This is a genomic window from Staphylococcus caprae (assembly GCF_002902725.1).
Classification (GTDB): Bacteria; Bacillota; Bacilli; order Staphylococcales; family Staphylococcaceae; genus Staphylococcus; species Staphylococcus caprae.
This window is the reverse complement of sequence record NZ_PPRT01000005.1, coordinates 40,851-65,138: the sequence shown is the minus strand read 5'-3', so window position 1 is coordinate 65,138 and position 24,288 is coordinate 40,851. Positions and strand designations below refer to the sequence as shown.

At 34.1% G+C, this 24,288-nt stretch carries 17 protein-coding genes and 2 pseudogenes; 1 reads left to right on the top strand and 18 read right to left on the bottom strand.

Annotated elements, in window-relative coordinates; translation table 11 throughout:
• Nucleotides 1-154 precede the first annotated feature (154 nt).
• The 17 genes and pseudogenes from trxB to fakB1 all read right to left on the bottom strand — a co-directional run bounded on the left by trxB (nt 155) and on the right by fakB1 (nt 22,165).
• Entirely contained in the window at nt 155-1,117 is a 963-nt protein-coding gene (gene trxB / locus CD155_RS00920; protein ID WP_301280170.1) for a thioredoxin-disulfide reductase, read from the bottom strand.
• A 44-nt stretch (nt 1,118-1,161) separates the two neighbouring features.
• The gene (locus CD155_RS00915) at nt 1,162-2,601 is read right to left on the bottom strand and encodes a tetratricopeptide repeat protein (protein WP_103212280.1); all 1,440 of its coding nucleotides are present in this window, start codon (nt 2,599-2,601) and stop codon (nt 1,162-1,164) included.
• Nucleotides 2,601-3,095: an acyltransferase gene (locus CD155_RS00910; protein ID WP_103212279.1), complete on the bottom strand. Its 495-nt coding sequence runs from the start codon at nt 3,093-3,095 to the stop codon at nt 2,601-2,603. The genes CD155_RS00915 and CD155_RS00910 overlap by 1 nt, the downstream gene beginning before the upstream one ends.
• Nucleotides 3,096-3,103: 8 nt before the next feature.
• Nucleotides 3,104-3,940, bottom strand: coding sequence for a prolipoprotein diacylglyceryl transferase (gene lgt / locus CD155_RS00905; protein WP_103212278.1), 837 nt, complete (start codon nt 3,938-3,940; stop codon nt 3,104-3,106).
• 6 nt (nt 3,941-3,946) lie between these two features.
• On the bottom strand, nt 3,947-4,879 hold the full coding sequence (hprK, locus tag CD155_RS00900; RefSeq protein WP_002441542.1) for an HPr(Ser) kinase/phosphatase: 933 nt from the start codon (nt 4,877-4,879) through the stop codon (nt 3,947-3,949).
• 392 nt (nt 4,880-5,271) lie between these two features.
• Nucleotides 5,272-8,106 carry an excinuclease ABC subunit UvrA gene (gene uvrA / locus CD155_RS00895; RefSeq protein ID WP_103212277.1) on the bottom strand — a complete coding sequence of 945 codons (2,835 nt, stop codon included), beginning with the start codon at nt 8,104-8,106 and terminating at the stop codon, nt 5,272-5,274.
• A gap of 7 nt (nt 8,107-8,113) precedes the next feature.
• On the bottom strand, nt 8,114-10,099 hold the full coding sequence (uvrB, locus tag CD155_RS00890; protein WP_103212276.1) for an excinuclease ABC subunit UvrB: 1,986 nt from the start codon (nt 10,097-10,099) through the stop codon (nt 8,114-8,116).
• Nucleotides 10,100-10,389: 290 nt separating this feature from the next.
• Nucleotides 10,390-10,626, bottom strand: a complete 237-nt coding sequence (locus tag CD155_RS00885) for a CsbA family protein (RefSeq protein WP_002441536.1) — start codon at nt 10,624-10,626, stop codon at nt 10,390-10,392.
• Between the two features lie 5 nt (nt 10,627-10,631).
• Nucleotides 10,632-11,273 (bottom strand): YfbR-like 5'-deoxynucleotidase, encoded by a 642-nt coding sequence (locus tag CD155_RS00880; RefSeq protein ID WP_037541189.1) that lies wholly within the window; start codon nt 11,271-11,273, stop codon nt 10,632-10,634.
• Nucleotides 11,274-11,667: 394 nt separating this feature from the next.
• Nucleotides 11,668-12,315: pseudogene (locus tag CD155_RS00875) on the bottom strand (COG3942 and LysM peptidoglycan-binding domain-containing protein); the annotation flags it as partial.
• Between the two features lie 480 nt (nt 12,316-12,795).
• A protein-coding gene (gene prfB / locus CD155_RS00870; protein ID WP_103212275.1) for a peptide chain release factor 2 occupies nt 12,796-13,912 on the bottom strand; the annotation gives its coding sequence in 2 pieces (ribosomal slippage) (nt 12,796-13,839 and nt 13,841-13,912; 1,116 coding nt in all).
• A gap of 379 nt (nt 13,913-14,291) precedes the next feature.
• The gene (secA, locus tag CD155_RS00865) at nt 14,292-16,826 is read right to left on the bottom strand and encodes a preprotein translocase subunit SecA (RefSeq protein ID WP_103212274.1); all 2,535 of its coding nucleotides are present in this window, start codon (nt 16,824-16,826) and stop codon (nt 14,292-14,294) included.
• Between the two features lie 620 nt (nt 16,827-17,446).
• Nucleotides 17,447-18,025 (bottom strand): annotated as a pseudogene (locus CD155_RS12855) (N-acetylmuramoyl-L-alanine amidase); the annotation flags it as partial.
• Between the two features lie 557 nt (nt 18,026-18,582).
• Nucleotides 18,583-19,158: a ribosome hibernation-promoting factor, HPF/YfiA family gene (hpf, locus tag CD155_RS00855; RefSeq protein ID WP_103212273.1), complete on the bottom strand. Its 576-nt coding sequence runs from the start codon at nt 19,156-19,158 to the stop codon at nt 18,583-18,585.
• 61 nt (nt 19,159-19,219) lie between these two features.
• On the bottom strand, nt 19,220-19,900 hold the full coding sequence (locus CD155_RS00850; RefSeq protein ID WP_103212272.1) for a ComF family protein: 681 nt from the start codon (nt 19,898-19,900) through the stop codon (nt 19,220-19,222).
• Nucleotides 19,893-21,149 (bottom strand): DEAD/DEAH box helicase family protein, encoded by a 1,257-nt coding sequence (locus tag CD155_RS00845; protein ID WP_172605853.1) that lies wholly within the window; start codon nt 21,147-21,149, stop codon nt 19,893-19,895. Before CD155_RS00845 ends, CD155_RS00850 begins: the two co-directional genes overlap by 8 nt.
• 149 nt (nt 21,150-21,298) lie before the next feature.
• Entirely contained in the window at nt 21,299-22,165 is an 867-nt protein-coding gene (gene fakB1, locus CD155_RS00840; protein ID WP_103212271.1) for a fatty acid kinase binding subunit FakB1, read from the bottom strand.
• 144 nt (nt 22,166-22,309) lie between these two features.
• Between fakB1 and CD155_RS00835 the strand changes: the two genes are divergently transcribed.
• A complete protein-coding gene (locus CD155_RS00835) occupies nt 22,310-22,951 on the top strand; it encodes a YigZ family protein (RefSeq protein WP_103212270.1) in 642 nt (213 codons plus the stop codon).
• An 80-nt stretch (nt 22,952-23,031) separates the two neighbouring features.
• Here the strand turns inward: CD155_RS00835 and CD155_RS00830 are convergent, their stop codons facing one another.
• Entirely contained in the window at nt 23,032-24,117 is a 1,086-nt protein-coding gene (locus CD155_RS00830) for a glycosyltransferase family 4 protein (RefSeq protein ID WP_037541531.1), read from the bottom strand.
• Nucleotides 24,118-24,288 lie beyond the last annotated feature (171 nt).

The window sequence follows — 24,288 nt, the reverse complement described above, 5'->3', positions numbered from 1 at the left end:
TTCAATTCTTCAGTCTATCGTTGATTCTATTAAAATAATCTTATCACACTCGTATATCCAAAGGAATGTACTTTCATATTTAAAAAAGCTAGAACAATTGATCACGAATTGAAATCATCATCAATGTTCTAGCTTCTTGTTAGATTTTAAAAAATTACGCTTCAAGTTTATCTTTGAGCTCTGTGATATAGTCAGCCGCACTTTGCGCAGCAATACTACCGTCTCCTGTTGCAGTTACAATCTGACGTAAGCCTTTATCACGAACGTCCCCAGCAGCAAAAATACCAGGCACGCTTGTACTCATATCAGCTTTAGTCACAATATAACCATTGTCGTTAGTAATTCCTAAATTAGTAAACGGTGCTGTTAATGGTTTCATACCGATATAAATAAACACGCCATCAGCATCGTATGTTTGTTCAGAACCGTCTTTCGTAGATTCTAAAGTAACTGATCCTACTTTTCCATCTTTTTCATTGATTGTTTTTAACGTATGGCTCCAAATAAAGTCAACTTTTTCATTTTTGAAAGCACGTTCTTGTAAGATATTTTGCGCACGTAACTCATCTCTTCTATGAACAATTGTGACTTTATCAGCAAATTTAGTTAAGAATGTTCCTTCTTCGACTGCTGAGTCACCGCCACCGATAACAAATAAGCGTTTGTTTTTAAAGAAGGCACCATCACAAACAGCACAGTAACTTACGCCTCGTCCACCAAGTTCTTGTTCACCAGGAACACCGATTTTTTTATATTCTGCTCCAGTTGAAATAACTACTGCATGAGCTGTGATTTCTTTGTTACCTAAGTTGATAACTTTATAATCACCTTTATCTTCTATAGATTTAATATCTCCATATTGATATTCTGCTCCAAATTTTTTCGCGTGTTCAAACATTTTAGTAGATAAGTCTGGACCCGTAATCATTTCAAAACCTGGGAAGTTTTCCACTTCTTCAGTATTAGCCATTTGTCCACCTGGCATACCACGTTCAATCATAACTGTTTTTAAATTTGCACGAGATGCATACACTGCTGCTGTCATACCGGCAGGCCCCGCACCAATAATCGCTACGTCAAAATCTACTTCAGTCATTTTAAAATGCCTCCTAGTTATTAATCATTATGCGCATTATATACCATACCATTTATTTCATAAATTTAAATGCTCATTAAAAACTCAATCGTTTTATCTAATTTATAGCGTGTCACGTCAAAATAATCAATTATTTCTTTTTTGGTCAATGCATTGTTCGTATGTCGATAGAACATATAAACAAATGCGGCAAGGTATCTATCTACATCAGCTAAATCAACCTTTTCAGAGATAATCGCCTCAGCTTGATTAATCCATTCAATAAATAATGTTGTATCATATTTCAAATTCTCTAGGTTATAAAGTTTTAACATCCCTCTATGAATAAAATCTAATTTATTGAGCGTCAATCCTTGCACGAGATAAGTAAGGTATAGCTTTTCATAATCATTCATTGATTCAAGAATTGACCAAATCTCTTCCGTCATTAATATTTCTTTACCATTGAGTTGATTTAATAAAAAGATTCCATATAGTCTATAATGACTGTCATCATCTAATAGTAATGGGAGTATTCGTTGATTGAAAACAGATTTACTTTCTTCAAGCACCCACGGCGCATATCCTACGTCGACTTTAGAAATTTGTAATAGTTTATTCCAAAATTCTACACTTTCATCTTTATTACCTAGGTAATAAAAGTTAAAGCTCAATGCATTATACATTTGAATGGATAAAAATTTACCTTTTTTATATAGAGGATAAAGTAAGTTTTGAGATGCTTGATATTGTTTTAAATAACTTAGGACAATACCCAGTTTAAAACTTTCATCGTCATTCATCGGAACTACTTTATTCAATATTTTAAGATATCTCTTATATTTATCCATTTCGTTCGTATTATAAAGTAATAGTGTGTAGTGACATAGTGCATGAACATCTGAGTTATCTTCACTCAGTAATTCTTCAAACATCTCTTTGGCTGTTTCATACTCACTTAAATATAAGTAACACATTGCAAGTAAATTACGAATGACGCGATGAGATTGAATATGTTCATCTTGGCTTAAAATATATGCACGTGCGTCAGTTAATCTTCCTTGAGAGAATAAAAACTGGAATAATAGTTGCGTCGTAAATAATTGAGCTTCTAATTCAATTTTGTGCTCACTTGTATACGTCACTTCGAATGTTTTTTCAAGAACTTCCCTAAATTCTTGGTCATTTGTTAAAAGTACATAATTAATACCAAACAAGAACGCCTTGTTTGGTTCATTAAGTTCTATATTTAATTGACTGAGCTCATAAAAACTATCTGCTACATGAAAGTCATTAACAATATTCTCGTAAAATAGGTGCTCAGCCTTTCTCCCAAGGTTTAATTTCGTTAAACATTGAGCATAATGTAGTTGTATATCGTAATCTTCAGGTGACAATTCAAGCACTTTCTCATAATAGTCCGCTGCTTTTTTATAGTCTTGTTGTTGCCACTTTTGCGTAGCCATTTTACGATAAAATGCTTCATCAAAAATCATTGGAATAATTTTATTGTCTGCATGTGCCATTAATTGTCACCTCCTTTATAAACTTTAATTTGCATAGGATTACCATATACAAAACTGTCATCTGGTACATCTTTAGTAATTACGGTACCAGCTCCAATCTTTACATGGTTCCCTATTTTAACACCCGGCAATATCGTCACATTTGCGCCAATTAAAGTGTGGTCGCCAATGTGAACTTTGCCATATCTCCACTCGTCGACGAGCACCTCATGCGTTAATATTGTTGTATTATAACCAATAACACTGTTATTGCCAACAGAAATTAACTCTGGATAAAACAAGTCAGGTATGACTTTATAAGCAAAGGCTGTGTTTTGACCCACAGTCATTTTTAGAAATTTACGGTATATATGACTTTTTAAATTCATACTTGGTATAAACCGCGACACTTCAATAATCACCGTCTGTTTGAATACTTTAGGAAACTTCACTATTTGATATATTTTCCATAAGGGATTAACGTTGTGATATTTTTCTTTATTTAATCGTCTCAATATAACCACTATACCTTTTTGCCTGGCCACGTTAATGGTCCAGCATTTTTAAATGTTGAAGGTTGATACTTAATTCTTCTATAAATGATTAAAATAATACTTATTACGATAAGAATCACTGAAACAAGTTGTGCTACTCGAATATGACTTGTAAGCATTAAACTGTCTGTTCTCAAACCCTCGACAAAGAATCGTCCAATAGAATACCAAATAAGATAGCCGAAAAATGTTTCCCCTAATTTCAAATGCTTTCTTAATGTGATTAAAATAATGAACCCAAGCACATCCCAAAGAGACTCATATAAAAATGTAGGATGATAATACTGACCATCGATGTACATGTTTCTAATAATAAAATCAGGCAAATGTAGGTGTTCGAGGAATGCTTTTGAAATAGGTCCACCATGCGCTTCATGGTTCATAAAGTTCCCCCATCTGCCAATACCTTGAGCCAAGATAATACTTGGAGCGACTATATCTCCAATTTGGAAAGGGTGAAGATTTTTGGTTCTACATACAATGATACCTGTGATAAAACCACCTATTAAACCACCATGGATGGCGATACCCCCATGCCATATTTTAGGTATCTCTCCTGGATTTTCCATGTAATACGGCCATTGGAAAATAACAAAATACAATCTAGCTACTATAAAACCAAAAATGGCACTATAAAATATGATATCTATTAAAGTATCTTTATGTAACCCTACATTCTTAAGTGCGGCTTGCGCAATAAAATAACCTAATAAAATGCCACAAGCAATAATGATGCCATACCAACGAACATGGATAGGTCCAATGTTAAAGGCAACTGGATCGATATAACCTAGCGTTAAACCCATTTCATATTACTCCTCACTTTTATGACTATTGCGAACAATCTCTTCATTTAGTCGTTCGCTAAATTCTTCTGCTGTATTAATCCCCATGATATTAAGACGATAATTCATTGCAGCAACTTCAATGATGACTGCGACGTTACGACCTGGTCTAACAGGGATTGTCTTTTTAGTAATTTCAGTATCTAGAATCTTTAGGGTTTCTTCGTTTAGCCCTACGCGATCATATAATTTATCTTTATTCCAATTTTCTAAGTTAATATTTAAGCGGATTTGCTTTTCAGTGAGAATAGACCCTGCGCCGAAAAGTGTCATAACATTGATTATGCCGAGACCACGAATCTCTAGTAAATGTTCGATTAACTTAGGTGGCTTTCCTATTAATTCATCTTTAGTAATTTCTTTGATTTCCACATTATCATCAGCAACTAGTCTATGACCACGTTTCACTAACTCTAATGCTGTTTCACTTTTCCCTATACCAGAATCACCTGTAATGAGTACACCAACGCCATAAACATCTACAAGCACACCATGGAGAGATGTTGTTTTAGCCAATTCATGTTCTAAAAATGTAGTTAATCGACTCATTAAACTTGTTGTGGCATCTTTCGCTATGATAATCGGTGTATGTAATTCTTTAGCAGCATTCACTAATTCTTCAGGGGGAGTTAATCCACGCGTAACAATAATTGCGGGCGTTTCTGGTCGGCACAATTTTCTCATTCTTCCTTCTTTTTCTTCATCAGGAAGTAAGTTATAAAATGATAGCTCTGTAGTTCCTAATAATTGAATTCTATCAGAAGCATAATGAGAGAAATAACCTGCCATTTCTAAACCTGGACGTGAAATGTCTGTATTCTTTATTGGTCTATCTAAACCTTGTTCACCGGCAATTACTTCTAAATTAAGCGTATTAACCAATCTTTCTGTTGTTAACATGGGTTCACCTCAATTTTCAATATCCCTTCATTTCTATTCTCTATTCTATTATCATATCAAAAATAAACTCACAATCTATATTAAAATGATGCTTCAAAATATAAAACATTCTTAAATGACTATTAACTTGAACATTTTAAGTCACAAATTCTTTTGCTTTTTGAAAATGAAGCACTGGAGGAATTGCAATGAATGACTCATAAAAGTGTCAAAGCGTCTCTGACTTAAATCGATATTGATCATCATATAAAAACTAAGAGAGACTAAAACGCATCTGTGGTTCGTGCCCCTTCAAAGTTTGAGTTGTTAAACTAGCTACTTTGTAAGGAACATTTCATTGCATTCTAGTCTCTCTTTAGTCATTCTATTTCAAGTTTATAATATGAACTAAACTATTCAACACTATCTCTTTCTAATACTGGTTTCAAGTACTTTCCAGTATAAGAATCTTCGTCTTGTGCTATTTCTTCAGGTGTACCGGTAGCAACAATGGTACCACCGCCATCACCGCCTTCAGGTCCAAGGTCAATGATATGATCTGCCGTCTTAATAACATCAAGGTTATGTTCAATAATTACGACGGTATCTCCATTTTCCACTAAACGATTTAACACTTTCAACAAGCGACTGATATCATCCACGTGTAAACCTGTCGTAGGTTCATCAAGAATATAAATTGAACGACCTGTTGAACGTTTATGCAATTCAGATGCAAGTTTCACACGTTGTGCTTCACCACCTGAAAGTGTTGTTGCTTGTTGTCCTAAAGTTATATAGCCAAGTCCTACATCTACTAGTGTTTGTAGTTTTCTCTTAATTTTAGGTATATTTTCGAAAAAGTGTGTTGCTTCTTCCACCGTCATTTCTAAAACATCTGCAATATTTTTACCTTTGTAAGTGACTTCTAAAGTTTCACGATTATAACGTTTACCATCACAAACTTCACATGGAACGTATACGTCAGGTAAGAAATGCATTTCTATTTTAATGATGCCGTCACCTTTACAAGCTTCACAACGGCCACCTTTTACGTTAAAACTAAATCTTCCTTTTTGATATCCACGTATTTTCGCTTCATTTGTTTGCGCAAAAACATCGCGAATGTCATCAAATACACCAGTATAAGTTGCAGGATTCGAACGAGGCGTTCTACCGATTGGAGATTGATCGATATCAATAATTTTATCTAAATGATCGATACCATCAATTTTGTCATAATCTCCAGGTTTAACTTTGGATTTATTAATTTTTTGAGCAAGAGATTTATATAAAATTTCATTTACTAGTGAACTTTTACCTGATCCTGATACGCCAGTAACTACTGTCATAACTGAAAGCGGAAAATCAATATTAACATCTTTAAGGTTGTTGCTACGTGCGCCTTGAATACTAATTTTCTTATCTGTTATTTCTCTTCTATGTTCAGGTACATCGATACGTTTTTTACCACTTAAATATTGACCTGTTAAAGATTTTTTATCCTTCATTACTTTAGATGGTGTACCACTTGATACGATTTCTCCACCATGATTACCAGCGCCAGGGCCAACATCAACTAAATAATCTGCAGCTCTCATCGTATCATCATCATGTTCTACAACGATGAGTGTATTACCTAAATCACGCATTTCTTTTAAAGTATTAATTAAGCGATCATTATCTCTTTGATGCAAACCAATGGAAGGTTCATCTAAGACATACAAGACACCTGTCAATCTTGAACCTATTTGCGTTGCAAGACGAATTCGCTGTGCTTCACCACCTGATAAAGTACCTGACGAACGATTTAGCGTCAGATATTCTAAACCTACATTATTTAAGAAAGATAATCTTGAAATAATTTCTTTTAAAATTTGATTTGCAATCGCTCTATCTTGTTCGCTCAACTCAATGTTTTCATAATATTTCAAAGCATTTTTAATTGAGTATTCTACAACTTCGCCAATATTTAATCCGCCTACATATACTGATAAAGCTTCCTTGCTTAAACGTTTACCATGACATGTTTCACATGGTAATTCTGTCATATATTTACTCATCATTTCACGTGTATATTCTGAAGGTGATTCATGATAACGACGATTAACGTTAGGAACAACACCTTCAAACACCATTGTACGTTTACGTGTTCCGCCATTTCGTTGTTTGAAAGTGAACTCTATCTCCTTATCACCAGAACCGTTCATTAAAATATCTTTTTGTCTATCTGTCAGTTTCTTATAAGGTTTATCCATGTTAATTCGATACACTTCGCACACACGTTTTAAAAGTGTTGGATAGAAATCTGAGCTTGTAGGTTCCCACGGTTCAATGGCACCTTCATTTAAAGTTTTATTTTTATCTGGCACAACTAAGTCTAGGTCTACTGTTAGCTTTTGACCTATGCCATCACAAGTAGGACAAGCGCCGAATGGACTATTGAAACTGAACATTCTAGGTTCTAATTCACCAATTGAAAATCCACATAAAGGACATGCATGGTTCTCAGAGAACTTGAGTTCTTCTCCATCGATAACATCAACTGTTAAATTTCCTTCAGCTAATTCTAAAGCTGTTTCAATTGAATCAGCTAAACGCGTTTCTATACCATCTTTAACTACTAAACGGTCTACAACGACTTCTATCGTATGATTTTTATTCTTATCTAACTCTGGAACTTCATTTACATCAACGATTTCTCCATCCACTCGAAGACGTACATATCCTTTCTTGCCTATATCTTCAATTAATTTTTCATGCGTTCCTTTTCTATGGGACACAACTGGGGCAAGTAATTGTATTTTAGTGCGTTCTTCAAGCTCTAAAATTCTGTCCACCATTTGTTGAACCGTTTGTGACTCAATTTCTATGTCATGATAAGGACAATAAGGCTTCCCAACTCGAGCATATAGTAGACGAATATAGTCATAAATCTCCGTAACTGTAGCTACAGTTGAACGAGGATTTTTACTAGTAGTCTTTTGATCGATAGATATCGCAGGCGATAAACCTTCAATTGTATCTACATCTGGTTTATCCATTTGACCTAAAAATTGACGAGCATATGCACTTAACGATTCCACATAGCGTCTTTGTCCTTCAGCATAAATGGTGTCGAACGCTAAGGAAGATTTACCAGACCCTGAAAGCCCGGTCATGACAATAAGTTTATTCTTAGGTAATTCAATGTCTACCCCTTTTAAGTTGTGTGCACGAGCTCCTTTAACTACTATAGACGGTCCTTTCATTTAAACGTCACCCTTCTGCTTTTAATTCAAATAACATATCTCTTAATTCTGTTGCTTTTTCAAAGTCTAAATCTTTAGCTGCTTTTTTCATTTCTTTTTCTATATTTTCGATTGTTTTTTGTCTTTCTTTTTTAGTCATTTTCTTAGGTAGTTCAGTTTGTTTCTGTTCGTTCGTTTCATCACTTTCCACTGTAGCACTAATGACATCATGTATTTTTTTGTTAATTGTTCGTGGCGTGATACCATATTTTTCATTATGTGCCATTTGTATATCCCGACGTCTTTGGGTTTCATCAATTGCATATTGCATGGAATCAGTGATTTTATCGGCATACATAATAACTTCACCTTTATCATTACGGGCAGCACGACCAATCGTTTGGATAAGTGAACGATTTGAACGTAAAAATCCTTCTTTATCTGCATCAAGAATAACTACTAATGAAACCTCAGGTATATCAATACCCTCTCTTAGCAAGTTAATACCTACAATTGCATCATATGTGCCCATTCGCAAGTCACGAATAATCTCAATTCTTTCCAATGTTTTAATCTCAGAGTGAAGGTAATTCACTTTAATTCCCGCTTCTTTCATGTATGTGGTTAAATCTTCACTCATCTTTTTAGTTAATGTTGTAACTAAGACGCGTTCGTTTCGCTCTACACGTTCTTGAATTTCACTTAATAGGTCATCAATTTGATTTTCAGTTGGTCGAACATCCACTTTAGGATCAAGTAATCCTGTTGGACGGATAATTTGTTCTACCATCTCATCAGTATGTTCTAACTCATATGGTCCTGGTGTTGCAGATACATACACTAATTGTTTTGTTTTATCTTCAAACTCTTCAAATTTAAGTGGGCGGTTATCTAGCGCGCTTGGTAAACGGAAACCATGATCTACAAGTACTTGTTTACGTGCTCTGTCACCGTTATACATACCACGAATCTGCGGTAACGTAACGTGTGATTCATCAATCATTACAAGCCAATCGTCTCCGAAATAATCAAGTAACGTGTATGGTGTAGAACCTAAAGGTCTTAATGTAAGGTGAACTGAATAGTTCTCGATTCCTGAACAGAAGCCCATTTCTCTCATCATTTCTAAGTCATAATTTGTACGTTGTTCAAGTCTTTGAGCTTCCAATAATTTATTTTCATCACGTAATTCTTTTAATCGTTCTTCTAATTCTTTTTCAATACGTTCAATTGCTACTTTCATTTTTTCTTCTCGAGTTACGAAGTGAGAAGCTGGGAAAATTGCAAAATGTTCACGTTCGCGAATGACTTCTCCTGTTAAGTAATTAACTTCTCTAATTCGGTCAACTTCATCACCGAAGAATTCAACACGAATACACATTTCTTCTCTAGATGCAGGGAATATTTCAACAACATCTCCTCGCACTCTAAACGTACCACGTTGGAAATCAATATCATTTCGTGTATATTGGACATCGACTAACTTTCTTAAAAGTTCACTACGGTCCATTTCCATTCCTACGCGCACACTTACGACTAAGTCTTTATATTCTTCTGGATTACCTAAGCCGTAAATACAACTTACGCTGGCAATAATAATGACGTCATCACGCTCAAATAACGCACTTGTAGCGGAGTGACGTAATTGGTCAATTTCATCGTTAATTGAGGCGTCTTTTTCGATGAAAGTGTCAGTTGATGGTACATATGCTTCTGGTTGATAATAATCATAATAACTGACGAAATATTCTACTCTATTTTCAGGGAAGAACTCTTTAAACTCACTGTAAAGTTGTCCAGCTAATGTTTTGTTATGTGCAATGATTAATGTAGGTTTACCAACCTCTTTGATCACGTTGCTCATGGTGAATGTTTTACCAGTTCCTGTAGCCCCTAATAACGTTTGATGGCGTTTCCCCTCATTTACTCCATCAACAATCTTTTGTATTGCTTGTGGTTGATCCCCTTGTGGTTCGAATTCAGAATTCAACTTAAATGGAACGTGTTCGACCATTCTGACATACGCCTCCTATTTATTTATCGCTTATATTTAGTTTAACATGCATGTTTATGAACTGAATTTTCACGTTTTATTTATGTTCTATTTTAACAAATTTATATCTTCTAAAGCAAACATTTGTTCGCTTATCATTGATTATTTTCAAAATAAAAACAAACATAGCGATGCACTATGCTTGTTTAAAAAAGTTATTCAATTTAAGTCTTTAATGTGTAAATATACTATAAAACATTCTTCTTAAACCTTCAAAAGATATGTTTAGTTATTTTACGATTCATATTATCCTAACGAGAATCTTCTTGGTTCTTATGAAACTTTAATTTATCTATAATCAAATAGCCTGCCAATAGACTTACGACATCTATAAAAATAATCCATTCATTATGGAAAAATCCTTTATAGATAGATGTTCCTATTAATATAAGTGTTAATAGTGTGCCAATCCATTTACTTCTCGTTACAACGCTAAATAGCACGACTAAAATACAAGGAAAAAAGGCGGCACATGCATACCAAATCATTATCGTCACCCATTTCTTCTATTTAAAATTGTCATAGTAGTTTCACGCAATTCAGTTCTAGGAATAAAGTTTTCAGTTAACATCTCAGGAATAACATTATCTATAAAGTCTTTAACTGAATGTAGGTGGTCAAATTGAATGATTGTTTCTAAACTCATTTCATAAATTTCGAAAAATAAAGGCTCTGGATTACGTTTTTGAATTTCTCCAAATGTTTCATATAATAAATCAATCTTATCTGCTACTGAAAGTATTTGTCCTTCTAAGGAGTCATCTTTACCTTCTTGAAGTCGTTCTCGGTAAACGTTTTGATATTGTTCAGGAATTTCTTCTTTGATAAAAGTATCAACCATTTCTTCCTCGACTTGAGAGAACAATTTCTTCAGTTCTCTACTTGCATATTTAACGGGCGTCTTGATGTCTCCTGTAAAAACTTCTGCAAAATCGTGATTCAGCGCTTTTTCATACAGACTTTTCCAGTTGATTTCATTGCCATGATATTCTTCAACCGTTGCTAAATACTGTGCAATTTTAGTTACTTTGAAGGAGTGAGCTGCCACATTATGCTCAAAGTATTTAAATTTTCCTGGCAATCTTATTAATTTTTCTAAATCTGAAAGTCTTTTAAAGTATTGATGTACGCCCATATCACGATACCTCCTCATACACGAACTTAGTTTAATTTTTATAGTTATCGCTTATTGACAAATTTAATTAATAAAGCAGATATTTTACTTATAGTTATTATATCAATCAATCTCATTATTGAAAGTAAATTCATATTTTATAGATTTATTTTCAACAAAAAAGAAGCCAAGATAATGATCTCAGCTTCCTTTAACATATTGATAGTAGATGACTGAATTGAAAGTTCACTGATATCAAGCTTCTTTCAATCCTAATCATCCTTGTTGGCAGAGCCCCAACATAGTGAACTTCTTTTTTAAGAAATACTGCAAACAATGCAAGTTGGGTGCAGGAGACCGAAATTAATTTTACTAAATTATATTTCTGTCCCACTTCTTAATTTCAAATGATAGTTTAATGAATATAACTGTATGAACCAGGATTATAGATTGTTCTATATGATTTAACGTTGACTCCACCGTTCCAGTTCATTTCTGAAACAGTTAATGTACCGTTAGGATTTACTGACTCAACTACACCTACGTGACCATATGCACCTGCACCATTTTGTCCTGGTCCACTTTGGAAGATTGCACCGACTTCAGGTGTGTTATTAACATTGAAACCAGCTTGGCTCGCAGATGCTGCCCAGTTGCTAGCATTTCCCCATAAACTACCAATTGGTTTACCTAATTCAGCACGACGATTAAATGCATAGTAAGTACATTGCCCATCAGTATAGAGGTTACCTGCATTAGAGATACCTTTTAAGCCATCATATGATGTTTGTGAAACATTAATTGGTGTTTCATAATTTTCATATGTTACGCCTGATTCATCTGTTGCTGTAGATTCAAAAGATGCTTGAGAAACTGGTGTTTCATTACTTTCTGTAGAAGTCACATGATATTGAGCAGTTGCTGCATTTTCAGAAACTACGATTTTATCTCCAGGGAAAATAAGTGGTTGAATACCTGGGTTTAATGCATATAATTGATCTAAAGTAATACCGTGGTCTAAAGCAATATTATATAAGCAATCTCCTGCTTTTACGATATAAGTACCTAAGTTAGATTGATTCGTTGAAACAACGTCTGGTGAATTTACGTCTTGTTGAGACGCCTCTGTTTCTTGAGCGTTAGCTGCAGTGTTGATTGCAAAAAAAGCTGCAATCGAACTAAAAGTTACAGTTAGCGATTTTTTCATCTAGTTGTCATTCCTTTGCTAGTTTGTTCTAAATTTACAAGTCTTAATATAGCACAATGCCTTTTTGAAAAGTGTATTGTTATAGCGATGTAATATAACAGTTAAAAAGTAAATTTCATCATGTTACCTACATAATTGTGGCTAACTATTACTATCATAAAGGAGTAAAGGGTTACTTTTGAGAATAAACAAAACGCTCCAGTAACATTATAAGTTGCAGACTACATATTATTATTTAAAATTAAATATCTCTAACTATCCACTCGAACATGTTCCTGACAAGAAAAAACCTCATTTACTAGCAATAAATAACTAATAAATGAGGTGATATTTAAATTATGAATCTTGATTATCCATTTCTTTTCTTAAATATGCTTCAATAAATGGCTCGATTTCGCCATCCATTACAGCATCAACCTTACCTGTTTCTTCATTTGTGCGGTGATCTTTAACCATTGAATATGGATGGAACACGTATGATCGAATCTGACTGCCCCAACCTATTTCTTTTTGTTCACCACGAATTTCAGCCATCTCACGTTCTTGTTCTTCCAACTTAAGTTGATATAACTTCGATTTCAACATCTTCATTGCGGCTTCACGGTTCTTAATTTGGGACCGTTCATTTTGGTTATTAACGACGATACCAGTTGGATGGTGCGTAATTCTAATCGCAGACTCTGTTTTATTAATATGTTGACCGCCTGCACCCGAAGCTCTAAATGTATCTACTGTAATATCATCCGGATTAATTTCTATTTCGATTTCATCATTATCAAAATCAGGAATTACATCACAAGATGCAAAAGATGTATGACGTCTACCTGAAGAATCGAATGGAGAAATTCTTACTAATCGATGAACACCCTTTTCAGCTTTCAAATAGCCATATGCATTGTGACCTTTAATTAACAGTGTCACACTCTTTACTCCAGCTTCATCTCCTGGAAGGTAATCAACTGTTTCAACTTTAAAGCCTTTTTGTTCACCATATCTCTGATACATTCTTAATAACATGCTCGCCCAATCTTGAGATTCTGTACCGCCAGCACCAGGGTGAAGTTCAAGAATCGCATTATTCGCATCATGCGGTCCATCAAGTAATAATTGCAACTCATATTGATCCATTTTCTCTTTAAATTGGATAACTTCCTCTTCAAGTTCTGCTTTCATATCTTCATCATATTCTTCTTGAAGCAATTCTCTTGTCGCACTCATATCTTCAACTTCATTGGCTAAATCATGATAACCATTGACGATAGATTTCAATGCATTATTTTTATCGATAATATCTTGTGCTTTATTTTGATCATCCCAGAATCCTGGATCTGCCATCATTTCTTCATATTCTTGAATATTTGTCTCTTTATTTTCTAAGTCAAAGAGACCCCCTAATTTGGTTAAGGTTATTTTGATATTCATCAATATTACGTTTAATTTCTGATAATTCCATTGATTTTCTCTCCTATTAATACAATCTTTAGCAGTTTTATACACGTATCATTTACATCATACATGAAATTCATATTTTTGAAAATTAAGGCAACAACTTTAATATATGCAATCACATTTTAAAAACAACAATAATAAATGAAGTGTGAAAGAAGAATCATTAAGCAAAATAAATTTACTTGTCTCCCACCACCTTGTCTTATTGGCAAAATTTCTTAAAAAATTCTCTGTGTAAGAGCCTCACCATCAAGGATGTCTAGAGGTTGAAAGAAGTTTGATATAGGCACACTTTCAATTTAGACATCTACTACATATATTAAAGAAGGCTAAGACAATAAATGATGTCCCAGCCTCCCTACTATATATAACTTATTTTTCAATTATGCTTGACCATGGCAATTTTTATATTTTTTACCACTGCCACATGGACAAGGATCATTACGTCCTACTTGATCACCTTTGACAATAGGTTGAGGTTTTACTTTTTCTTTACCATCTTCTGCTGTGACGTGCTTAGCTTCACCTAAGTCTTTCGTTTTCTCACGTTCAATATCATCTTCGAATTGAACAACAGATTTCAAGATATATTTACATGTATCTTCTTCGATATTTTGCATCATCATATCAAATAATTCATGACCTTCATTTTGATAATCACGAAGTGGGTTTTGTTGTGCATATGAACGTAAGTGTATACCTTGACGCAACTGATCCATCGTATCGATATGGTCAGTCCAGTGACTATCGATTGAGCGTAATAATATCATACGTTCAAATTCATTCATTTGATCGCCTAAAGTTTCTTTCTGTTTGGCATAGGCTTTTTCTATTTTAGCCCAAATCACTTCAAAGATATCTTCAGAATCTTTACCTTTGAGTTCAGAATCCGTTAGCTCGCCTTCTTGTAAAAAGACATCATTCACATAGTTAATGAATGGAGCATAATCCGGATTATCGTCATCTTCGTGAATATGATAATTAATCGCACGTTGTAATGTTGAACGAAGCATAGCATCGACAACTTGTGAACTATTCTCACTGTCGATAATTTCGTTACGTTCATTATAGATAATTTCACGTTGTTTACGTAAGACTTCGTCATATTCAAGGATACGTTTACGCGCATCGAAGTTGTTACCTTCAACACGTTTTTGAGCTGATTCAACCGCTCTTGAAACCATTCTAGATTCAATTGGCGTAGAATCATCCATACCTAAACGATTCATCATTTTTTGAAGACGTTCAGAGCCGAAACGTACCATTAATTCGTCTTGTAATGAGAGGTAGAATCGACTGTCACCTCTATCACCTTGACGTCCAGAACGACCACGTAATTGGTCATCGATACGACGTGATTCGTGTCGCTCAGTACCTATAACTGCAAGGCCGCCTAATTCTTCTACGCCATCGCCAAGTTTGATATCAGTACCACGACCTGCCATGTTTGTTGCAATTGTAACAGCGCCTTTTTGACCTGCATTAGCAACAATTTCCGCTTCACGTTCGTGGTTTTTCGCGTTTAATACATCATGTCTGATACCACGTTTTTTAAGTAAATTAGAAATATATTCTGACGTTTCAACTGCAACTGTACCAAGTAAAACAGGTTGTCCTTTTTTGTGTTTATCGACAACATCTTCTACAACTGCATCAAATTTACCTTTTTGACTGATATAAATAAGGTCTGATTTATCCACACGTTGAACAGGTTTATTAGTAGGAATTTGAGTAACTGTCATATTGTAGATATTACGGAACTCTTCTTCTTCCGTTTTAGCTGTACCCGTCATACCTGCTAATTTGTTATACATTCTGAAATAGTTTTGGAACGTAATAGATGCCATTGTCTTAGATTCATTTTGAATAGTTACGCCTTCTTTAGCTTCGATAGCTTGGTGTAATCCTTCAGAGAAACGACGACCCGGCATCGTACGACCTGTAAATTGGTCAACGATTAATACTTCGCCATCAACAACCATGTAATCGACGTCACGTTGTAACGTTACATGCGCACGTAAAGCCGTATTAATATGGCTAATGACTTCAACATTTTGAACGTCGTATAAATTGTCTACTTTGAACATACGTTCAGCTTTGTCAGCGCCTTGTTCAGTTAAATGAACTGCTTTTGTTTTTTCATCAAAATTATAATCATCTTCTGCTTTAAGCATTTTAGCGAAAACATTCGCTTGCGTGTATAAAGAAGTAGACTTTTCAGCTTCTCCTGAAATAATCAGAGGTGTTCTTGCTTCGTCGATTAAAATGGAGTCAACCTCATCAATGATTGCAAAATGTAATGGACGCATGACTCTTTCTTCAGCATAGTTCACCATGTTATCTCTTAAATAATCGAAACCAAGTTCGTTATTTGTACTGTAGGTAATATCTTGAGCGTAAGCTTCACGTTTCTCTTCAGTAGATTTACTATTTAAGTTAAGTCCTACAGATAAACCTAAGAAATTGTATAGTTCAGCCATTTCTTCACTTTGAAAACTTGCCAAATATTCATTGACAGTAATGACATGAACGCCACGTCCAGCTAACGCATTTAAATACGTAGGCATTGTAGCTGTTAATGTTTTACCTTCCCCTGTTCTCATTTCAGCAATATCGCCTTTATGAATCGCGATACCACCCATGACCTGTACTTTATACGGAATCATATTGAATACACGTTTTGATCCTTCACGCACAAGTGCATATGCTTCTGGTAAAATCTTATCTAAATAATCATTTTGTTTTTTAACATCTTCAATTTCTGATAATTCTTTTTGGAACGCTTTCGTTTTTTCACGAATTTCTTCATCAGTTAATAAAGCAGTATCTTCCTCTAATGCGAGTACTTTGTCTGCTAATTTTCCTAAGCGTTTCGTTTCTTTTTTATTGCCGTCAACAATTTTCGATAAAAATCCCATTACATGCGTCGCTCCTTTAGCTAAAACTGTTTGGCTTACAACAATTTATCTTATCATTTATCCCATTAAAATTATACTTATATACTCATACGATTGGTAACTTGAAAGTTATACTTTAACAATTTTCTTCCTCTGAAAATGAAACTCTCAATTACTATTAGAAAGTTAAATTAAAACTCTTCCTAATTATACTTTCAATTCAATTTATTTAAATTGACAACATGTTTATTTTAACACGGTTGAAACAATTTTTTCTTGTCATAAATAAATAATTTTCGAATATATTATAAAACATGATATTTGAGTAATAAAAATTGAAATTCCCTCTATTTAAAACATCAAGTCACAATAGCACAGTGTCATCTCTAGTGTCCATTAATTATATTTAAATCATAAAAAAGAGACTACACTGATAAAGCGTTTCATAATTCAAATCGATATTTATAAATGTTGATTTGAGCTAACCACAATCATTTATTTAACATCTATTTCACATAAAATAACCCCCTCCTAAGTTTCCATTTATACAATGTCTACTTCAGAAGGGAGCATATGAAATTTAGATTTAATTTGTATTCTTAATACGTGTTCAAATTCTTCTGGAAATTCTCTCTTTGAATTTATCCTGGGATATTGTCGTAGTGATATTTTACGAGTTCGAATAATTGATGCATATCATAACCCCATCTTGCATAATACTCTATTGGGTCAACATGGTCTGTGCCACCCCAATATTGAGAAACTGCGTTATGACTAATGATAGAGCCTATGCCTTCATTGTCATCTGCAAGTGTTGGTTTAATACCATTTTGTTTTAACATGTACGCAGCAAGCCACGCTTGATTATTTACAGATTTAGCAAAGTCTTCAAATGTATACTGACGTACAAGTTCTATTTGATAAAAGTACGGATTAGCTTTTGCGCCCGCACCCCATACATAGTATTCAGAAGGTGCAGTAATATGAATTTCATTATTATCTACAAATGCATGTACAAATGCTCTATCGAACGTTCTATACATTTGATCTACCCAGTCTTGTAATGAACGATGGTCTTCACCTACTTCATGAATCACAATACCAATATACGATTTAAATTTATATGGGTTTTTAGGGAGGTTATTCATTCGTGGATCTTTCACAATCTTTGAATGTTGGAGATGATTTTCAATTATGTACCTATTTACCTTTGAATCTTTAGGGAGAGATGGATCATCTGGATTACTAGTTAAATTCTTTTCATTAACCTTTTTTAAAGCATTAGCTTGGGTACTCGATTGGGAGCTAGTTGGTTTTTGTCCATTTGCTGAAAATTCTGATTTTTCATGAGATAAACCTTTAGCATTGGTATCAGGGGCATAAAAAAAGCGATAGTGACATTAAAGCGATAGATGCTGTTGAAACTAGGGAAAAAGCTTTTAACATAAGTGACACTCCTTTCAAATTATATTTAAACTTTTAAAAAAGAATATAAAATATTTATATTAATAATATCTATTAAAAGCTGTCAAAAGTCAAGTGTTTTATTTCTTTAAAAGTGAAATATTTATGTCCTTTTGAAATTCGCTAATTCGATACCTCTATACTTATTGAAATATTGCAATTAAAGTTTGTATTCTCGTAATAATGGAATGAATCGTTATGAGTTATCTATAAAATATAAAAAAGAGAGGTTTCTATTCGATTAAATAGAAACCTCTCTCATCAAACTAACTGCAGACGAGCTACAGAATTATATATCAATTTCAAATTATAATTATTCAGTTGTTTCAATCAATCCATATTTACCATCTTTACGACGATAAACAATACTTGTACCATCTGTTTCTCTATCCGTAAAGATAAAGAAATCATGTCCTAATAAGTTCATTTGTAATACTGCCTCTTCAGAGTCCATAGGTTTTAAACTAAATTGTTTTGAACGGATAATTTCAATATCGTTGTCATTATCAGGTTCTTCGGCACCACTAACTTCTTCGGGTGTAGCTTCCTGGACTTCAGCTACAAAGACTTCTTGATCTCCACGATCTCTATGTTTACGATTTACACGTGTTTTATATTTACGTACTTGACGTTCTAATTTGTTTGTAATTAAATCAATGCCAGCGTATAAATCATCGTGTCTTTCTTCAGCTCTTAATGTAACGTCTTTTAATGGAATAGTGACTTCAATTTTAGTAGCTGAGTTAGAATAAGTTTTAACTTTAACGTGTGCGACTGCATTAGGCACATTGTTAAAATAACGCTCCAACTTACCAATTTTTTCCTCAATATAGTTGCGAATAGCATCTGTGATAGTGAGGTTATCTCCATGAATTTCAAATCTAATCATAGTCATCTCTCCTTTAACCTCGAATATTGGTAATCCTTAACTATATTTTATCACGTTTAGTCTATCGTGCAAACGCAAACACTTTGAATTTTCTGACATTTAATGCTGATAATTTACACCCTGCATGATGTATTGTTAACCCTGTAGTATAAATATCATCAATAAGTAAAATTACTTTATCGCTTAAATCCATCCTTTCATCTTTGATATAAAAAGGATTCATCGCTTTCGCTCGTTCTAATTTACCTAATTTAGATTGTTTTGGGCGTAGATTTGTTCCTAAAATATTCACATATTTAACTCCCATATTATCAAGAACAGTTGCTACTGGATTAAATGTACGTTCTACATCTCTCTCATAAGGAGAAGGAATAGGCACGATCATATCATAGTCTGTTCGAGGTAATTTTAATTTTTGTGCCAACACTTTTGAAAGTTCATAATCCCTCATAAATTTATATTGATGTATTGTTTCTTTCATTATTCCTTGATATTTATAGTCACAATATAATTGTTCCATTAAGCGGAAATCATTTTCCAAAAACTGACAATCTAGACAAACCTGTGTATCAGTCGTCTTCAAGTTAAGACATCGGACACATCTCTCTTCATCATCATTGAGTAATTTAATTGCTGCCCACTTTTTTTCGCATTCCTCACAAAGTTGTCGAGGTGGTTTAAAAAAATTATAAATATGTAACACGTCATTAATGGGATTCATACATTGTAAACACCTAGACATCTAACCACCCTTTTTCTATTCCTAAACGATTCATCGCTACAATATCTCTTTTAGCCAAAATCATAGATAGACTGACCCCTTCATGAAGAAATAAAACAAGGCCTTGAGGTGCTTCTATTTTACGTCCAACTCGTCCAGCAATTTGTACTAATGCAGCCTTTTCAAAAGTTTCAGCATTCATAACTATGACGTCTAACTTCGCCATAGTAAAACCTCTTTCTAGTATAGTCGTAGTAAATACGATTAAATGTTCTCCGCGTCGTAATGCTTCTACCTTTTCAAACCTGTGCGCATCCTCACTAGAAACACATATTAAATTAGGTATCAATGTTCGATATTTAAGATAGGTCTGGTGCATCGTTTCAATATGATTAAAAAATACTAACGTATACCGTTGTTGATCCATTTGTTTCTGAAAAATATTTAATAATTGCGGTTGCACACGTGATTGATTTAATTTGAAATATTTAAATTGAGGTACTGGAAGCGGATATCTATGGAAACGGGCAGGAAGTTTAATTACTTGGTTCGAAGACATTTGTTGTAGTAAATGACGTGGAGGCGTGGCCGTCATGTAAATGTGAGAATGAATAGATTTGGAAGCAGTTTGAATAGCAATGGTGAGTTGGGGATCCATCGATAAAGGAAAGGCGTCGACCTCATCGATGAAAATAGTATCGAAATGTTGTTTAAACCTAAATAATTGATGAACAGTCGAGATCACAAAATGACCATTATATTCTTGAGAACGTTTCTGATGAAGAATATCAATCTCTTCATTTTTGAAAGCATCTTTGATTCGATGACTAATTTCAATGACCACATCGACTCTAGGTGAAAGGATAGCTATATTATGACCAAGCTGACGTGCTAAACGTATGCCTTCAAACATCATTTCTGTCTTACCTGCGCCTGTAACCGCATATAATAAGAGATTCTTTGAATGTTTGATTGCATTAACAATTGATTTCGATGCAAATTGTTGTTGTTCTGACAATGCAAAGGGAATCTCATACGCACCATCCGTGATGTTCTGAACACTCTTTGTAATTCGATATTCTGTGACACTATCTATCCTTCCTAATTGAAGACACCGTCTACAGTAGATTACTTCATCTTTTAAATATGAAGAATAATAAGTGGAAAAGTAATCATGATCTTCATTACTGCACTGAATACAATAATGATGACCATCTTTATCGATAATCCCTTTTGTATGGTAAGCAATCTTCTCACCATTTAACTGCACCGTAGGAAAAATAAGTTTACCGTAATGTTTGATTTCATATCACTTCTTTCACAAAAAAAGCCTGAAACAACTTTAAAAATTAAGATTTCACTAAACTTACGTCGTAAAAACTTAATCTTTATTCATGTCTCAGACTTTATTTCAAAATATTAATTAATTTCAATTTTTCTAGGGAAGTAACCTACACCTAAACCACCAGAACCTAAATGAGAAGCAACTACTGGACCGAATTCAGAATACTGAACATTCACATGAGGATGATCATTTTTAAGTTGTTGCAAGAATGCCTTTCCTTCTTCAGTTTTATCGCCATTAATCACGAATACTGTAACTTCATCTAAACCTTCTATTAATTCAAAGATGTTATTTTCTAACGATTTAAGGGCACGTTTTTTAGTACGCACTTTTTCATGTGGATGAATTTTACCATCTTCTTCAAAGCGAAGCACAGGTTTCATTTTTAATAAAGTGCCGACCCATGCTTGTGCACCAGTAATACGGCCACTTTTTTGTAAGTTTTTCAAATCATCAACAATAAGATATGCACCAATGTGTTCTCTGATTTCATGTAATTCTTTAATAATTTCCTCAGCTGTATACCCTTTTTCTACTAATTGTAGTGAGTAAATCACAAAGCTACCTTCAATCATTGCCGCTAATCTTGAATCGAAAGTATGTACGTTGATACCTTCAATCATCTCACCTGCTTGTGTTGCAGATTGATAGCTGCCACTAATACCACTAGATAAATTTATCACAATAACATCAGTGTATCCTTCGTTTTTTAGTTTCTCGTAATTTTCTAACCATTCACCTATTGCTGGTTGGCTAGTAGTTGGAATTGTCTTAGATGAAGCCATTTTCTTATAAAATTCGTCAATTGAGAAATCATCGTTCTCTGTAAATGTTTGTCCGTCATCAAATGTCACACTTAACGGAGCAATCGGTATATTATATTTATCAATGATTTCTTGTGGTAAATAACCTGTTGAATCGGCCATTACTGCAATCTTCATACTAGTCCTCCTCAATTATACTCATAGTCATAATACAATATTTTTTTGAAAAAGAAAATCTTATTTAAATGATTTAGACACACGAAAGTTATGTGTATAATAATATTAGTGAAAATTGAACGGAATTGCAGGTGACAAAGACAAATGGCGAACCCATTGATTACAATTAAAGAAGCGCATTCGATTGAAAATGTCATTAATAAATCTCGATTTATTGCGTATATCAAACCAGTCCATTCTGAAGATGAAGCAAAATCATTTATTAACGAAATTAAATCTAAACATAAAGATGCCACACACAATTGTTCAGCCTATACAGTTGGTCCCGAAATGAATATCCAGAAAGCTAACGATGATGGCGAACCCAGTGGTACAGCAGGTATACCTATGCTTGAAATATTAAAGAAACTTGATGTTCACGATGTATGTGTAGTCGTCACACGTTATTTTGGCGGGATTAAATTAGGTGGTGGCGGACTCATTCGTGCCTATAGCGGTGCAGTAAGAGATGTGATTTACGATGCCGGAAGAGTGGAATTAAAAGAAGCGGTTCCAGTAACCGTAACACTTAGTTATGATCAAACTGGCAAATTTGAATATGAACTTGCCTCAACACCTTATATACTAAGAAATCAATTTTATACCGATAAAGTAAGTTATCAAATTGATGTCGTAAAGGAAGATTACGAAGCATTCATTCACTTTTTAAACCGAATCACAGCAGGTAATTACGATATTGAAAAAGAAGATATTAAACTTCTTCCTTTTGATATTGCTACAACATAATGAAATAAAGTATTAACCTAAAAAAACACTATTGCGAATGAGGTGTTCTACTCAACTTTCCTCACACGCGATAGTGTTTCTTATGATTTAGGAGGCTGTTGCTCATCATATCGATGTTGCTTACGGTCTCCTTTTCTAGTGATTAAATTTAAAACTGGACGATAATTATCATCTATTAGGCCTGTGAACTCTACAATCAATTCTATTGTGAAAATAATCAAGATAAACATCATGAGCGCACCGAGTGGTTGTGATAAGTAAAGAATCACACTCGAAAGACTAAACATAATTGCAATGGAATATATAAGTAACACTGTTTGTCTATGTGTATATCCAAGTGCTAGTAACTTATGATGTAAATGTGATTTATCAGCTTGCATAATATGCTGACCCTTTTTCATTCGACGAATCATTGCAAACAGCGTATCGATGAATGGTACAGCGAGGATTACAATAGGGAAGAATAACGCAATAAACGTAATATTCTTAAAACCAAGTAAAGATAAGAAGCCAATAATAAAACCAATCATGAGCGCGCCGCTGTCGCCTAAGAAAATCTTGGCTGGGTGGAAATTATAAAATAAAAACCCTAGTAGTGAGCCTAGAAGCACACAACATATCATGATGATAAAGATATTAGCTTGTAAAATTGCAATAAATCCTATGGTCATTAAACCTATTGCTGAAACACCAGATGCCAAACCATCTAATCCATCGATTAAATTAATCGCATTCGTAATCGCCACAATCCAAATAATAGTAATCGGTATGCTAAAAATACCAAAATGAATTGTAGGTCCCATTGGTAATGAGATAAAATCTATCGTAATACCATAAAATGTTACAACGCCTGCCGCAACAATTTGACCTGCAAGTTTAATGTACGGTTTCAAATCATATATGTCATCGATAAGCCCTACAAGATACATAATAATAGCACCTAATATGAGCGGTTTAACCTCTCTTTCAATAGGATGGCCTAACCAAATGCCTATTAAAAAGGAGAATAGTATGACTGTTCCACCCATCACTGAGATCGGTTTGGTATGTACTTTTCTAAAATTAGGCCGATCTACCAAATCCAATTTCTTCGATACTACAATGATAATGGGCGTAATTATTAAACTGACTATCATGGTAAATGCTATGAGTAGTAAAGTATACATCAGTTCACCTTCATCAAATAAGTTAATCAATATCTAAATATTTATTGTGTAGCTCTCACCATCTCTTCAACGATATAGCGTTGACATTTCTACACAATTCTTTTTAGTTACTACCTCTAGACGTATCAGCGTTACCACAATGAGTAAGTAACGCTCCCTCCCCTATAGCCT

What these genes read in the sequence shown, in the direction of transcription:
- CD155_RS00915 (WP_103212280.1), bottom strand. Translation starts at nt 2,601, where the DNA reads ATGGCACATGCAGACAATAAAATTATTCCAATGATTTTTGATGAAGCA.
- lgt (WP_103212278.1), bottom strand. Translation starts at nt 3,940, where the DNA reads ATGGGTTTAACGCTAGGTTATATCGATCCAGTTGCCTTTAACATTGGA.
- hprK (WP_002441542.1), bottom strand. Translation starts at nt 4,879, where the DNA reads ATGTTAACAACAGAAAGATTGGTTAATACGCTTAATTTAGAAGTAATT.
- uvrA (WP_103212277.1), bottom strand. Translation starts at nt 8,106, where the DNA reads ATGAAAGGACCGTCTATAGTAGTTAAAGGAGCTCGTGCACACAACTTA.
- uvrB (WP_103212276.1), bottom strand. Translation starts at nt 10,099, where the DNA reads ATGGTCGAACACGTTCCATTTAAGTTGAATTCTGAATTCGAACCACAA.
- CD155_RS00885 (WP_002441536.1), bottom strand. Translation starts at nt 10,626, where the DNA reads ATGATTTGGTATGCATGTGCCGCCTTTTTTCCTTGTATTTTAGTCGTG.
- CD155_RS00880 (WP_037541189.1), bottom strand. Translation starts at nt 11,273, where the DNA reads ATGGGCGTACATCAATACTTTAAAAGACTTTCAGATTTAGAAAAATTA.
- secA (WP_103212274.1), bottom strand. Translation starts at nt 16,826, where the DNA reads ATGGGATTTTTATCGAAAATTGTTGACGGCAATAAAAAAGAAACGAAA.
- hpf (WP_103212273.1), bottom strand. Translation starts at nt 19,158, where the DNA reads ATGATTAGATTTGAAATTCATGGAGATAACCTCACTATCACAGATGCT.
- CD155_RS00850 (WP_103212272.1), bottom strand. Translation starts at nt 19,900, where the DNA reads ATGTCTAGGTGTTTACAATGTATGAATCCCATTAATGACGTGTTACAT.
- fakB1 (WP_103212271.1), bottom strand. Translation starts at nt 22,165, where the DNA reads ATGAAGATTGCAGTAATGGCCGATTCAACAGGTTATTTACCACAAGAA.
- CD155_RS00835 (WP_103212270.1), top strand. Translation starts at nt 22,310, where the DNA reads ATGGCGAACCCATTGATTACAATTAAAGAAGCGCATTCGATTGAAAAT.
- CD155_RS00830 (WP_037541531.1), bottom strand. Translation starts at nt 24,117, where the DNA reads ATGTATACTTTACTACTCATAGCATTTACCATGATAGTCAGTTTAATA.